Genomic DNA, 12,948 nt, shown 5'->3' with positions numbered 1-12,948 from the left:
GAGTGAATAGTTCGACCATCGAAATAGTAGAGTGGTCACCCGGACGGGGCAACAGGAGGGGAGGTTTCGGACATGACCAACGGCACTGACGGCACTGAAGACACTGGCGACGTCGAGGAGGTCACGGACGAGTTGCTCGTTCTCCTGCTGCGGCAGCTGACCGTGGAGTCGGACCGGTTCGCCGAGATGTTCGGTGAGGCACACGGCCTGCACCGGACCGACCTCAACGCGCTCGCGGTGATCATGGACGCGGCCAGGATGGGGACCCCGATGAGCCCGAGCAGGCTCGCGAGCGCGCTGCACCTGAGCGCCTCCGCGACGACGTCGGTGCTGGACCGGCTGGAGCGGGCCGGGCACCTCTACCGCGACCGGAGCGCGACCGACCGGCGCAAGGTCGAACTGCGGATGCACGATCGGGCGAGGCAGATCGGCGCGGAATTCTTCCTGCCGCTCGGCGCGAGCTTCTCCGCCGCGTGGCGGGACCTGGGGGAGGACGAGCGGCGGACGGTCGCCCGGTTCCTCCGGAGCAGCATCGCCGCGACCGTCGAGGTCCGGGGCCGGCTGGCACCCTGAAAGGCTCACTCGGACTGCGCGGCGCCCCTTCGCGGTGAACACTCGGGTGAATGCGATGTGTGGTGCTCGGTGCGACGGGTTATGTCGGTGGACGGCTGGTGCCGCAACTGCTCGACGCGGGTCACGAGGTCCGCGTGGTGGCGCGTTCTCCGGAGAAGGTCGCCGAAGAGCCGTGGCGTGACCGGGTCGAGGTCGAACGCGGCGACGTCACCGATCCGGCCTCGATCGAGACGGCCCTGACCGACGGCGAGGTGGTCTACTACCTCGTGCATTCCTTGGCACGCAAGGACTTCGTCGAGGTCGACCGGGAGGCGGCGCGGACGGTCGCCGAGGCCGCGAAGACGGCGGGCGTGCGGCGGCTGGTGTACCTGGGCGGCATCGTGCCGGACGACGAGGAACTGTCCCCGCACCTGGCGTCCCGTGCCGAAGTGGGCCGGGTCCTGCTGGACTCCGGGGTACCCGCCGTCGTCCTGCAGGCCGCGGTGATCATCGGTTCGGGCTCGGCGAGCTTCGAGATGCTGCGCTACCTGACCGAGCGGCTCCCGGCGATGATCACCCCCAGATGGGTGCACAACCGGATCCAGCCGATCGCGATCCGGGACGTGCTGCACTACCTCGTGCACGCGGCGGAACTGCCGTCCGAGGTCAACGGTGCCTTCGACATCGGTGGCCCCGACGTCCTGACCTATCTGGAGATGATGCGCCGCTACGCCGTCGTCGCCGGTCTGCCGAGGCGAGCCGTCGTCCCGGTGCCGGTGCTGACGCCGTGGCTGTCCGCGCAGTGGGTCAACCTGGTCACGCCCGTGCCGAAGTCGATCGCCGTACCGCTGATCGAATCGCTGGTGCACGAGGTGGTCTGCCACGATCACGAGATCGCCGGGCACATCCCCGATCCGGAAGCGGGCCTGACCCACTACGAACACGCCGTCGAACTGGCGCTGACCCGGATCCGCAACGCCGACGTGCCGACCCGCTGGTCGGACGCGTCGACCGCCTCCGCACCGTCGGATCCGCTGCCGAGTGATCCGGCCTGGGCGGGCGGGACCGTCTACGAGGACAAGCGCGAGCAGAAGACGGAGGCCTCGCCGGAAGCGCTGTGGGACGTCATCGAGTCCATCGGCGGGGAACACGGCTGGTACTCGTTCCCGCTGGCGTGGTCGGTCCGCGGCTGGGCCGACCGGCTCGTCGGCGGCGTCGGGCTGCGGCGCGGCCGCCGGGATCCGCGGCGGCTGCATCTGGGCGAGGCACTGGACTGGTGGCGCGTCGAATACCTCGACCGGCCGCGGCTGCTGAGGCTGCGGGCGGAAATGAAGCTGCCCGGGCGCGCCTGGCTCGAACTCAGTGTCGAGTCCGATGAGGACGGTGGGACGATCTACCGGCAGCGGGCGGTGTTCGAGCCGCACGGTCTGGCCGGGCACGCGTACTGGAAGGGGATCGCGCCGTTCCACGGCGTCGTCTTCGGCGGCATGGTCCGCAACATCACCGGTGCCGCGCAAGGAGAATCCGGCGCCTCGTGAGTGGCGATTCGGGTTCTGACCCGAATCGCCACTCACGACCACCCCGACCCACTCGGTACCGGCGCCCTGGTCGCTTGAAGTAAGTGATGGCCCCCTTCCTTGCGCTAGACGCAGTGGACGGGGCCTTCACGCGCAGTCGCTGTGATCACTGGCGCGGGTGGGGCGAAGGTGGCGGCCGTGGCGATCACGAAGGTAGTGAAGGCCTCCATCACTACGGTCAAGGTAGGCAAGGGGCCCTTCACGGCCTGGCCCCGTGAACGACCGCAGCCAGAAGCCGGTAGGTGACCAAGACACCCTCGGCCCTAACCGTCCTTACCACTCACGAGGCGATCAGGCTTTGAGTGTTTTCATGGTGTCTTCGGCGCTCTTCTTGACCTTGGCCTTCATGTCGTCCTCCGTGGCCGGCCAGCCGTCGGCCTCCTTGGCGTATCCGCTGCCGATGACCGTGAGTACCAGCGCGCCGTGCTGGACGTCGTACTTGTAGAGCCAGAAGTCGTCGACGGCCCAAGGTCTCTTGTCGTCGTGCTGCCGGTACAGGTACGCCGCCGATCCGAAGCCTTCGACGTCGGCCACGGTGATGTCGGTGCCGGGGGTCGCCCGCTCGCCGTCGCTCTTCCGGAAGTCGTCGTACATGGCCCTGGCGGCGGTTTCCCCCGTTGGGTGGATCGCGATGAAGGTGGTCAGCGTGGCGTAGCCGCCGGAACCGTCGAATTCCATCTTGCAGTTCCCGCCGCCGAGCCCCGCGGTCAGCTTGCTGGGAGTCTTCGTCGGCGTGCCGCGGGTGAGAGCCTCGAAGTCGGCCGTGTTCACCGCCGTGCACGCGTCGTCACCGTTGAGACGGTAGGTGGGCGGCGGCTCGGGTTCGGAGGAACAGCCGGCGACGGTGGTGACTGCGAGCGCCGCGAGAAGCGCTCCACGGAGGCGGTGGGCGGGCATGACCGGATGGTGGCAGCGGGTCCACCGTGCCATGAGGGCATTTGTGCCCGGCCGTATGGGATCGTGAGCGGATGAGGATCTTGCTCGTCGAGGACGAGCGGCGGCTGGCCGAATCGCTGCGGGCGGGGCTGAGCGCCGAGGGCTACGCCGTGGACGTCGCGCACAACGGCCGTGACGCGCTTTGGTACGCCGCCGAACATCCGTACTCCGCGATGATCCTCGACATCATGCTGCCCGGCCTCAACGGCTACCGCGTCTGCCGGAGGCTGCGCGAACGAGGCGACACCACGCCGATCCTCATGCTGACCGCGAAAGACGGCGAGGACGACGAGATCGAGGCACTGGACACCGGCGCCGACGACTTCCTGCCGAAGCCGTTCTCCTACGGCGTGCTGCTCTCCCGGTTGCGGGCGCTGATCCGGCGCGGGGGAGCGACCCGGCCGGGCACGCTGCGGCTCGGCGACCTCGAACTCGATCAGGCGAGTCACACCTGCCGCCGCGGCACGGCCGAGATCCCGTTGACCACCAAGGAGTTCGCCTTGCTGGCGTACCTGATGAAGCGGCAGGGCGAGGTCGTCACCAAGGCCGAACTGCTGGAGAACCTCTGGGATTTCGCGGCGTCGGCGACCGCGAACCTGGTGGAGGTGCACATGAGCGCGTTGCGGCGCAAGATCGACCTGCCGTTCGGGGCGGAGACGATCCGGACGGTCCGCGGCGCCGGCTATCACGTGGTGGGTTCCGGTGCGTAGGTTCTGGCGGACCACCCGGTTCCGGGTCGCGCTGACCGCTTTCCTGGCGTCGATCATCGCCCTGGCGGTCGTTTCGGCGTGGCTGGTGCTCGATGCCCAGAACCGGCTGGGCAACGGCGCCGCGCAGGTCGCGAGGGAGCGCGCGGCCGCGGTCGTCCAGGTGCTGAACACCGGTGCCGCTCCGGCCGATCTGCGGCTCCTCGTGCAGGCTTCGGTCTACGAGGTGACCACCCAGACCGGTGAGCGGGTCGCGTCTTGTCCCGGCCTGCGTTCCGGGACGATCGTCCCGGACGGTGGCTTCGAGTACGGTGACAGTGTCAAGATCATCAAGCCTGGCGACGTCGACCTCGCCAGGCGGGAATCCGTCGGCTGCACGAGTGCGCTCGGGGAAGATCCGGAGGGGAACGGACTCCGGCTGCACGTGGCGGGCGCCGTGAGCGGCGACAGTAAGTACCGGGTCTTCGGCGCCGCCATTGTCGACGAGTCCGGACAGGCGGCGCTCGATGCGGTGCGCATGACGCTTTTCGCGGGAGTCCCGGTGATCGCGCTGCTGATCGGGGTGATCGCGTGGCTCGCGGTGCGCCGGTCGCTGCGTCCGGTCGAGGCGATCCGTTCGGAGGTAGCGGAGATCGGCGCGCACGATCTCTCCCGCCGGGTCCCGGCACCGGACAGCGCCGATGAGATCGCGAAGCTCGCGGACACGATGAACACGATGCTCGCCCGCTTGGACACCGCGGTCACCCGGCAGAGCCGGTTCACCTCGGACGCGTCGCACGAACTGCGCACCCCGCTGGCTTCCCTGCGGACCCAGCTGGAGGTGCTGCTCGCGCATCCGGACCGGCTGGACTGGCGCGACGCCTGCCGCAACGCGCTCCTCGACATCACCCGGCTGCAGGACCTCGTCTCGGATCTCGTGCTGCTCGGCAAACTGGACAACGCGGAACCGGAGCGCCTCACGCCGGTGCGGCTGTCCGAAGTGGTCGAATCCTGTCTCTCCGGACGACGGGGCGTCCGCGCGGGGATCGAGGGAGATCCGATCGTCCCCGGGAATCGCGGACGGCTGGAACGGCTGCTGCGCAACCTGGTCGACAACGCGCAACGTCACACCCGGACCGGCGTCGAGGTCACGGTGTCCACAATGGACGGCTTCGCCGTGCTGTCGGTCACCGACGACGGCCCCGGCATCCCCGCCGAGGATCGCGAGCGGGTGTTCGACCGCTTCGTACGGCTGGACGACGGACGCGCCCGTGACGACGGTGGCGCCGGCCTCGGGCTGGCGATCGTCGCCGACATCGCCCACGCGCACGGAGGCACGGCCGAGGTGGCCGACCGCGACGGCGGTGCCCGCTTGGTCGTCCGGCTGCCCTTGGCCGAAGCGCGAAGCTGAAGACGTCTTCAGCTTCCTTAAGCTTCGGTTCAGCGTCCGGGCCCGAACCTACGGGCCATGTCCGACCTTTCGCGCCGCTCCTGGTGGCAGCCGCTCGGCCACGCCGACTACCTGGCGTCGTCCTGGTTCCCCGGTCTCACCGGCGTACGCGCACTCGCCGCCGTGGCCGTCGTGTTCTTCCACTACGGAGGCCCTGCCCTGGACCCGCTGCAGGGCTGGATCGCCGTGCAGCTGTTCTTCGTGCTGTCCGGGTTCCTGATCACCACCCTGTCCCTGCGCGAAGAAGACCGCACCGGCCGGATCTCGCTGCGCGAGTTCTACCTGCGCCGGGTCTTCCGGATCCTGCCGGTGTACTTCCTGCTCCTGGCGCTGACCACGCTCGCGGTGACGCTCGGCGGCACCTACCAGAGCAGCAGGCTCGCCGACGCCATGCCGTACTACCTCGTCTTCGGCAACGAACTCGTCGACTTCAACACGCCCTACCCGACGTCGTGGTCGCTGGGGGTGGAGGAGAAGTTCTACCTGGTCTGGCCCGCGCTGCTGGTGCTCACCTCGTTCGCGCGAAGCGGGAAGACGGCGTTGCGCCTGCTGTTCGGCGCGTCGGCCGTCCTCGGCGTGGTGATGTTCGCGTTGCCGCTGGCTCCGACGCACACCTGGGCGAGCCTTTCGGTGCACTACTGCTCGCTGGTCATCGGCTGCCTGCTGGCGATGACGCTCCACCATCCGCGCGGGTTCGCCCTGTTCCGGCCGCTGACCAGTCCCGTCGCCGCCACGGTGATCGGCTGCGGGTTCGTCGTGCTGCAGTTCTCCGTCGGACCGCTGGCGAAGGCTCTCGGCGGGCACTGGCAGTTCGTGGTCCCGGTCTACGCGGCGGGCTCGGCGCTGCTGCTCGTGGCCGTCGTTTCACCGGGGCCGGTCCGGAAACTGCTCTCGAGCAGGCCGATGACCTTCGTCGGCGATCGGTCGTACGCGCTTTACCTCGCCCAGACCGGCGCCGCCGGGGTGACGGGCTGGCTGCTGCCCAGCGGGTTCGCCAAGGCCGCGGCGACCGCGGGGGTCGCCCTGGTGTTCGCCTGCGCGCTGCGCCGGTGGGTCGAGCAGCCCGCCATCGCCTACGGCCGGAAGGTGATCGGACGACGAGCGCCCGCCGGGCCTCCGGTGGAGGCCACGGCGGGCGCGAAGTGAGCGGATCCGTCGTCAGTGGTGCGCGGCCACCGGGGCGCCGGTGGCGCTCTTCTTGACGAACAGCGAACCGGCGAACGCGGCCAGCCCGACGCAGCCGGCGACCATGAACGTGGTGCGGATACCCGCCGCGTCGGGGCTGGTCGCCCCGGCCGTCACCGTGCTCGCCGTGGCCACCGCGATGAACACGGCGGTGCCGAGCGCGCCGGCGAGCTGCTGCAGGGTGGCGAGGATCGCGCTGCCGTGCGAATAGAGGTGCTCGGGCAGCGAACCGAGCGACTCGGTCATCAGCGGCGTCATCATCAGCCCGAGCCCGCCCATCAGGAGGACGTGGATGGCGATGACCGCGACCAGCGGTGATCCCGGGCCGAGCAGGGCGAACAGCCACAACGAGACCGCCATCGCGGCCGCGCCGGGGATGACCAGGGGCCGGGGACCGAAGCGGTCGTACAGCGCGCCGACCGGGCGGCCGAGCAGCCCGAGGACCAGGCCGCCGGGAAGCACCGCGAGCCCGCTGACGAACGTGCTGGTGTGCAGGACGGTCTGCAGGTACAGCGGGAGCAGGATCGCCGCGGCGCCGAGCAGGCACATGAACAGCAGCGCCGTCAGCACCAGCGAGACGACGAAACTGCGGTGGGTGAACGGGCGCAGGTCCAGCAGTGCGCGGTCTTCCTTCTGCAGGCGCAACTGGCGCCAGGTGAACACCGCGAGCGCCACGGCCCCGACGACGATCGGCACCCACGGCGGCACCGGCTGGTGCCCGCCCGCCGATTCACCGGACGTCGACAGGCCGTACAGCACGCCGCCGAAACCGACGGCGGACAGGATCACCGACAGTACGTCCAGCGGCACCTTGCGGGTCTCGCTGTCCAGCCGCAGCCGCAGCATGCCGACCACCAGCGCGGCGATCGAGAGCGGCAGCACGATCCAGAACATCCAGCGCCAGCCGAGCGAGGAGAGCACCGCGCCGCCGATGGTCGGGCCGATGGCGGGGGCGACCGCGATGACGATGGTGATCGTGCCCATCGTGGCGCCGCGCTTCTCCACCGGGACCAGGCGCATCACCGTCGTCATCAGCAGCGGCAGCATGACCGCGGTACCGCACGCCTGGATGACCCGGCCGGTCAGCAGGAGCGTGAAACCCGGAGCGAGCGCGCTGACCAGGGTGCCGGTGCTGAACAGGGTCAGGGAGGCGAGGAAGACCTGGCGCGGGGTGAACCGTTCTAGCAGGAACCCGGTGATCGGGATGACGACCGCCATGGTGAGCAGGAAGCCACTGGTCAGCCACTGCACGGTGGTGGTCGGGACCTTGAGGTCGACCGTCAGGTCACGCAGCGCGACGCTCAGGATGGTCTCGTTGAGGATCATCACGAACGCGGAAAGGACCAGGACCCCGATCAGGAGCCCGGCGCTGGCCGGTGCCCTTTCCTGGTCGCGCGTGGTTTCGGGCAGGGTCTCGGTCATCTGTTTGGGGCTCCTGGAAGGGCGCGTTCCGCGTGGGCCGCCCTCGGCGACAGCGAAGGCGAAGCTGATTCTCCCGTTCAGTCTGCCTGTGCCGGTCGGTGTGTGTCACGCCGATTTCCGTAGTGAGTACGGTCACTACGCTCTGAGCGGAAACCGGGTCCGCACGCGAGCGGAACGGATTTCCCGCCGTATCGCGATAAAATCGCGTCGTGACCAGAGCGATCACGGCTGATCAATGGCGTTCGGCGCGACGCGCCTATCGGGTGACGGGTACACGATTCGCCGAACTGGTGACCGCTATTCGGGATCCCGGCGCGAGGGTCACCGCGGAGTGGACGGTGGCCGACACCGTGGCCCACGTCGCGCTGATCGCGAAGATGTACACGTCGCTGGTGCGGCCCGACAATGCCCCGTTACTGGACGCGCGAGGTCGGGATCAGCTCGAAAAGACCACTGTAGACACGGTTTCCGTGCTGAACACTTTGGTGCTGGAGGATTTCCCCGAACGCGACATCGGTGTGCTGGTGACGGGGTTGCTCGCTGACATCGAGGAATTGCTGCGAGTGACCGAGGACGCCGATCCGGCGGCCCCGCTGGACTGGCTCGGCGGATCGCGAGTGCCGCTGGCCGGTGTCCTCGCGCACCTGGTCAACGAACTGCAGATCCACGGCTGGGACATCGCCAAGGCGCTGAACCTGCCGTGGGCGATGCCGCCGGGTGACGCGGCGCTGTTCTTCGATCTCTTCTTGGTGGGCGTGCTGACGCACGGCATCGGGCACCTTCTCGACTCCGGCGAACCGCCGCGGGAAAGGCGTATCGCCGTGGCCTTCCGCTCGGCGTACACGACTCCGGTCGTGCTGGTGCTGCACCGGGGGAGTGTCACGGTCGAGGAGCCCGGCGGCCCGGTCGACGCGCGGATCGCCTTCGATCCGCCGTCGCTGAACCTGATGCTGTTCCACCGGGTCGGCAAGGCCCGGACCGCGTTGACCCGCAAGATCGTGGTCAGCGGTCCGCGTCCGTGGTTGCTGCCCGCGTTCCTTCGGGTCGTCCGTTTGCCCTAGGAAGTGGTGGGGCCTCCTATCACCCCGCCCCGGGATCCGTGGTCACTCGCTCGCCCAATCGCCGGCTTCGGATGTCTTGAAAGCCACTTTCGGGACATCTGGTGTCCTGAAAGTGGCTTTCGCGACACCGCCGCTCCTCCGAATCGCCACTCATGACGCACCTGACCGAGGTCTCGCCGATGGGGTCCTTCGCCTCGTCTGACGCAGTGAAGGCCTCCTTCACTGCGCCAGACGCAATGAAGGGGGCCTTCACGTACTTGGAACGCCGCTGGGGCCTAAAGCGTCAGCGACCAGGTGTCGAGAACCCCCGTGTCACCGGGGCCGTAGTCGGTGATCCGCAGCTGCCACTTCCCGCCGGCCGGGGACGACGCGCCGGGCACCGAGAACGTCCGCGCGCCGTTCCAGGCCGTGCACGCCGAACCGCCGCTGGACTTGAGCGGGTAGGCCTTGCCCTTCGGGTCGAGGAGCGTGATGCCGAGGTCCTCGGCGCAGGTGTGCCGGATCGTCACCGAAATCCCGAGCGAGGTCGCCGCCTGTCCGGTGAGGGTCGAGGTCACCGGGCTGAACACCTGCTGGTAGTCCCGGATCGGGAAGTCCGCGTCGTTGCCCAGCGTCCGGCCGCCACTGTTGCCCGGCTGCGTCTTGGCGGACACGGCACCGCTCGCGGGGGACACGTTCCCCGCCGCGTCGCGGGCCTTCACCGTGAAGGCGTAGGAGGTGTCCGGGCTGAGACCGGTCACGGTGGCGCTGGTCCCGGTCACGGAGGTCGCCAGCGTCGAGCCGTTGTAGACGTCGTAGCCCGTGACGCCGACGTTGTCCGTGGCCGCGTCCCAGGCCAGCGAGACGCTGTTAGACGTCGTGCCGGTGGTCCGTGCGTTGCCGGGGGCGCTCGGGGCCGTGGTGTCACCGGTGCCGCCGCCGGTCACCAGCGTGAGGTTCCACTTGTTCAGCGCTTCGATCACCGGCTGGAAGAGGGACATGTCACCGTCGCTCGGGTTCTCCACGCATTTCGACGGGCCGCCGTCGTGCAGGCCGACCGCCTTGGTGCCGAGCAGCCAGCCGCCGCCCGAGTCGCCGCCGAGCGAACACGCCGTCGTCCAGGTCAGGTCCTCGATGATCAGCCCGCCGCCGTAGTCGACGGACTTGTGCGTGTACTTCACCTCGCCGCATTTCCACTTCGAGGTGTTGCCGGAGTGGCAGACCCGGTCGCCGACCATCGCCTCGGCCGAGCCCGTGATGGTGACGGCGGGCTCGCCCCAGGTGTTGACCGCCGCCGAGAGTTCCCAGCCGGGCTGCGTCACCGCGACAACGCCCATGTCGCCTTCGCGGGCGTTGACGCTGCGCGTGCCGCCGACGTTCGACGTTCCGATCCGGTTCTGCTGGCTCTGTGCGCCATAAGCTGCCTGATCACGGTCGTTCGTGCAGTGCCCGGCGGTGAGGAAGTGCTTGCCGCCCGCCGAATCGGTCGCGCCGAAGCCGACCGAACAATAGGTCTCACTGCCCGGCCACCACGGGCTGCCGGTCTGGATCGTGCCCGCCTGCTGGCGCGGCGAGGACCCCGTTTCGGTGATCCGCACGCCGAGATCCCTTGCGCGGGAGAGGAAACTCTCGGTTTCGGCGGTCTTGCGGGAGCGGTCGATCGACACGCCGACCTCGTTGTTCCGGACGTCGACACCCCAGCCGAACACGCCGGGAACACCGTCGCCGACGAGCGCGCGGACGGCGTCGTCGGTCCGGTCGAGGTCGGCCTTGGTCCGGGACACCAGCCGGGTTTCGGCGCCGGTCGCCCGGGCCGCGTCGGCGTCCGCGGCGTTCGTGACCGCGAGGGTGAGTTTGCCGGTGGCCGCGTCGAACCATTGCCCGGCGGTGCGGGGTCGCAGCCCGGCGGGCAGCGACGTGGCCAGCCGGTGGGCTTCGTCCTGCGCCGCCAGCTGGGCCTTGGCTTCGGACGTGGTCAGGCCGAACGCGGTGGCCACGCCGTTGACCTCGGCGTCGGGATGGACCGGAGCCGGTGGTGACGCCGCTTGAGCGGTCGGGCTGAGTCCCAACGCGGCCAAGGCCAAGAGACTCAGATAAGAAAGCACTTCGTTGTGCCGTCGCATGCGCACTCCTCTAATCGAAAGCAGGTGCGCCGACGGTAATTCCCCCACCCCGCGGAATTGTAGATCCACGAGTCGTTAACAATTAAGAGTCCCAGTCCCACTCGAAGCCGAACCGGCCGGGACCGAAATTCAGCGCGACGCCGTGCACGGAATCGTCACCCGGCAGGACATCCGTCCATTCCGCGGGCTGTCCGTCCTGTTCGGAATAGCGACGGCATCGCGCCGGGAGAGCATCGGGGGAGAACCGGATCTCGAGTACGTATTCCCGGGCGGGCCTGCGGAATTTGCGTTCGTAGTTCGTCGCGTGCGGGAACGGGGCGCTGTTCGCCAGGGTGTGCTCGGTGATGACCGTTTCGCCTTTCGCGAGTGGCCGTTCGAAGAGCAGTTCCATCACGAGAAGGCCGTCTTCGGGGCGATGCACACTCCGGCCGGGGCGGCAGCCTCGCAGTGACGTCATCCGGGGCAGCGGCCGGTCGTGTTCGTCGATGTGGACGATGACCACCCACCGGTCCGGACCGTCGGCCTCGGCGCGCAGCACCTGCCTCGACCGGAACGCGAGCTCCTCCTGCCCGGGGCCGACGGAGACGACGTCGTGCTGGCTGATCCTCGTCAGCCGTTCGTCCCATTGGGTGTCGACCTCGCTGACGGCCGCGTCGATCCGTGTCCGGTCCGGCCAGAACCGGCCGATCTCGGGCAGGCCGTCGGTGCGGGCAGGCCACCGGCCGCGGGCGCGCGGCGGGCCGAGCAACGCGGTCAGGCAGCCGGGCGGTACGTCCAGCACCTGCTCGAGGTGGCGGAGCGCGAGCACCGAATCCCGGCGCTCCGGGCGACTGCGCCCGGACTGCCAGTAGCTGAGCGTCGCCGCGGTGATCGAGACGCCGCGAGCGCGCAGGTGGTCGCGCAGGCGTTCCAGGCTCAGACCGCGTGCCCGGATGGCCTCGCGAAGCGCGTCGGCGAAGGGCCCGTCACGAAGCAACCGCTCGAACTCGGGCCGGGGTTCCGCTCCGCCGGACATCACGCGTCGAGCATAGATCCGGTCCGCGGGTAAATGAACCGGCCGAGGCCCTGGCCTGGTCGTTAACCGTTAACAGGGGTGTCGAACCGGCGGCGGGAGTCCTCGATGTGGCCGAGAAACCGGTGGGTCCAGTCGCACATCCCGTCGACCGTCGCGCGCAGGCCGTGGCCCGCCTCGGTGAGGGTGTAGTCGACCCGCGGCGGCACGGTCGGATGCACCGTGCGCCCGACCAGGCCGTTGCGTTCCAGCATGCGCAGGTTCTGGGTGAGCATCTTGTGGCTGATGCCCTCGATGTCGTTCCGCAGTTCGGTGAACCGCCGCGTGCGGTCGCCGATCATCTCGATGATCAGGAGGGCCCACTTGTTGGCGACGTCGGAGAAGATCTCCCGCGCCAGCGAGTCCGCCCTCATCAGGTCCGCGTCGTCCGCCGTACCGCTGAGCTGCTTGGTCACCATCAGGTTCCCCAGTCACGAAAAAGTGCGTTCTTCCAGGTCGTCTCACACTCTCCTACGGTTTCTGGGTAACCACAAGTGACCACGATCGAGGAGTACGGATGAGCATCACCCTGGTGAACCCGGCGGGGCTGCCGGAGATCCCCGCCTACCGGCAGGTTTCGATCGCGACGGGATCGAAGCTGGTCTTCGTCGCGGGACAGGTCGCCTGGGACGCCGACGGCGCCACTGTCGGCGAAGGCGATCTCGCCGCTCAGGTCGAGCAGTGCTATCTGAACATCGGTACCGCGCTCGCCGGGGCCGGCGCCACCTTCGACGACGTCGCGAAGATGACCGTCTACGTCGTCGACTGGACCCCGGACAAGCTCGCGCTGTTCCTCGAAGGCGTGGACCGGGCCGCCGCCAAGCTGGGCGGCACCCCGGTCCCGCCGGGCACGCTGATCGGCGTCGCGGCCCTCGACGTACCCGAGCACCTGGTCGAGGTCGAAGCGACCGCGGTCATCGGCTGAG

The 12,948-nt window shown here is 69.1% G+C and carries 12 protein-coding genes; 7 read left to right on the top strand and 5 right to left on the bottom strand.

The features are described from left to right. Positions 1-72: 72 nt before the first annotated feature. Together BKN51_RS14580 and BKN51_RS14575 are read left to right on the top strand one after the other, a co-directional pair. On the top strand, positions 73-573 hold the full coding sequence (locus BKN51_RS14580; RefSeq protein WP_101608168.1) for a MarR family winged helix-turn-helix transcriptional regulator: 501 nt from the start codon (positions 73-75) through the stop codon (positions 571-573). 50 nt (positions 574-623) lie between these two features. Continuing rightward, the gene (locus BKN51_RS14575) at positions 624-2,090 is read left to right on the top strand and encodes an SDR family oxidoreductase (RefSeq protein ID WP_101608167.1); all 1,467 of its coding nucleotides are present in this window, start codon (positions 624-626) and stop codon (positions 2,088-2,090) included. A 330-nt stretch (positions 2,091-2,420) separates the two neighbouring features. Here BKN51_RS14575 and BKN51_RS14570 read toward each other — a convergent pair whose 3' ends face one another. Then, a complete protein-coding gene (locus tag BKN51_RS14570; protein WP_101608166.1) occupies positions 2,421-3,026 on the bottom strand; it encodes a hypothetical protein in 606 nt (201 codons plus the stop codon). Between the two features lie 71 nt (positions 3,027-3,097). Here BKN51_RS14570 and BKN51_RS14565 point away from each other — a divergent pair, with 71 nt between their 5' ends. From BKN51_RS14565 to BKN51_RS14555, 3 genes are read left to right on the top strand one after another with little or no spacing between them, the layout of a single operon-like run. Beyond that, positions 3,098-3,775, top strand: a complete 678-nt coding sequence (locus tag BKN51_RS14565; RefSeq protein ID WP_101608165.1) for a response regulator transcription factor — start codon at positions 3,098-3,100, stop codon at positions 3,773-3,775. Beyond that, positions 3,768-5,162, top strand: a complete 1,395-nt coding sequence (locus BKN51_RS14560) for an ATP-binding protein (protein WP_101608164.1) — start codon at positions 3,768-3,770, stop codon at positions 5,160-5,162. The genes BKN51_RS14565 and BKN51_RS14560 overlap by 8 nt, the downstream gene beginning before the upstream one ends. A gap of 57 nt (positions 5,163-5,219) precedes the next feature. Next, entirely contained in the window at positions 5,220-6,347 is a 1,128-nt protein-coding gene (locus BKN51_RS14555) for an acyltransferase family protein (protein WP_101608163.1), read from the top strand. 12 nt (positions 6,348-6,359) lie between these two features. Here the strand turns inward: BKN51_RS14555 and BKN51_RS14550 are convergent, their stop codons facing one another. Next, complete coding sequence (locus BKN51_RS14550) at positions 6,360-7,808, bottom strand: DHA2 family efflux MFS transporter permease subunit (RefSeq protein WP_101608162.1); 1,449 nt, start codon at positions 7,806-7,808, stop codon at positions 6,360-6,362. A gap of 209 nt (positions 7,809-8,017) precedes the next feature. Between BKN51_RS14550 and BKN51_RS14545 the strand changes: the two genes are divergently transcribed. Then, on the top strand, positions 8,018-8,869 hold the full coding sequence (locus BKN51_RS14545; RefSeq protein ID WP_101608161.1) for a maleylpyruvate isomerase N-terminal domain-containing protein: 852 nt from the start codon (positions 8,018-8,020) through the stop codon (positions 8,867-8,869). A gap of 275 nt (positions 8,870-9,144) precedes the next feature. On the opposite strand, the gene BKN51_RS14540 is transcribed toward BKN51_RS14545, so the two are convergent. From BKN51_RS14540 to BKN51_RS14530, 3 genes are all read right to left on the bottom strand, one after another. Next, entirely contained in the window at positions 9,145-10,971 is a 1,827-nt protein-coding gene (locus tag BKN51_RS14540; protein WP_233223157.1) for a proprotein convertase P-domain-containing protein, read from the bottom strand. 82 nt (positions 10,972-11,053) lie between these two features. Then, positions 11,054-11,986, bottom strand: coding sequence for a helix-turn-helix domain-containing protein (locus BKN51_RS14535; RefSeq protein WP_233223378.1), 933 nt, complete (start codon positions 11,984-11,986; stop codon positions 11,054-11,056). Between the two features lie 62 nt (positions 11,987-12,048). After that, on the bottom strand, positions 12,049-12,441 hold the full coding sequence (locus tag BKN51_RS14530; RefSeq protein WP_101608159.1) for a winged helix-turn-helix transcriptional regulator: 393 nt from the start codon (positions 12,439-12,441) through the stop codon (positions 12,049-12,051). A 98-nt stretch (positions 12,442-12,539) separates the two neighbouring features. On the opposite strand from BKN51_RS14530, the gene BKN51_RS14525 reads away from it, so the two are divergent. Further along, on the top strand, positions 12,540-12,947 hold the full coding sequence (locus BKN51_RS14525; protein ID WP_101608158.1) for a RidA family protein: 408 nt from the start codon (positions 12,540-12,542) through the stop codon (positions 12,945-12,947). The last annotated feature ends 1 nt before the right edge of the window (position 12,948 follow it).

It is taken from the genome of Amycolatopsis sp. BJA-103 (genome assembly GCF_002849735.1).
Taxonomy (GTDB): domain Bacteria; phylum Actinomycetota; class Actinomycetes; order Mycobacteriales; family Pseudonocardiaceae; genus Amycolatopsis.
This window is presented reverse-complemented; position numbering and strand designations above follow the sequence as displayed.

Excerpts from the sequence above, each read along its gene's own strand:
- BKN51_RS14580 (WP_101608168.1), top strand. The coding sequence starts at position 73 with ATGACCAACGGCACTGACGGCACTGAAGACACTGGCGACGTCGAGGAG.
- BKN51_RS14575 (WP_101608167.1), top strand. The coding sequence starts at position 624 with ATGCGATGTGTGGTGCTCGGTGCGACGGGTTATGTCGGTGGACGGCTG.
- BKN51_RS14570 (WP_101608166.1), bottom strand. The coding sequence starts at position 3,026 with ATGCCCGCCCACCGCCTCCGTGGAGCGCTTCTCGCGGCGCTCGCAGTC.
- BKN51_RS14565 (WP_101608165.1), top strand. The coding sequence starts at position 3,098 with ATGAGGATCTTGCTCGTCGAGGACGAGCGGCGGCTGGCCGAATCGCTG.
- BKN51_RS14555 (WP_101608163.1), top strand. The coding sequence starts at position 5,220 with ATGTCCGACCTTTCGCGCCGCTCCTGGTGGCAGCCGCTCGGCCACGCC.
- BKN51_RS14550 (WP_101608162.1), bottom strand. The coding sequence starts at position 7,808 with ATGACCGAGACCCTGCCCGAAACCACGCGCGACCAGGAAAGGGCACCG.
- BKN51_RS14540 (WP_233223157.1), bottom strand. The coding sequence starts at position 10,971 with ATGCGACGGCACAACGAAGTGCTTTCTTATCTGAGTCTCTTGGCCTTG.
- BKN51_RS14535 (WP_233223378.1), bottom strand. The coding sequence starts at position 11,986 with ATGTCCGGCGGAGCGGAACCCCGGCCCGAGTTCGAGCGGTTGCTTCGT.
- BKN51_RS14530 (WP_101608159.1), bottom strand. The coding sequence starts at position 12,441 with ATGGTGACCAAGCAGCTCAGCGGTACGGCGGACGACGCGGACCTGATG.
- BKN51_RS14525 (WP_101608158.1), top strand. The coding sequence starts at position 12,540 with ATGAGCATCACCCTGGTGAACCCGGCGGGGCTGCCGGAGATCCCCGCC.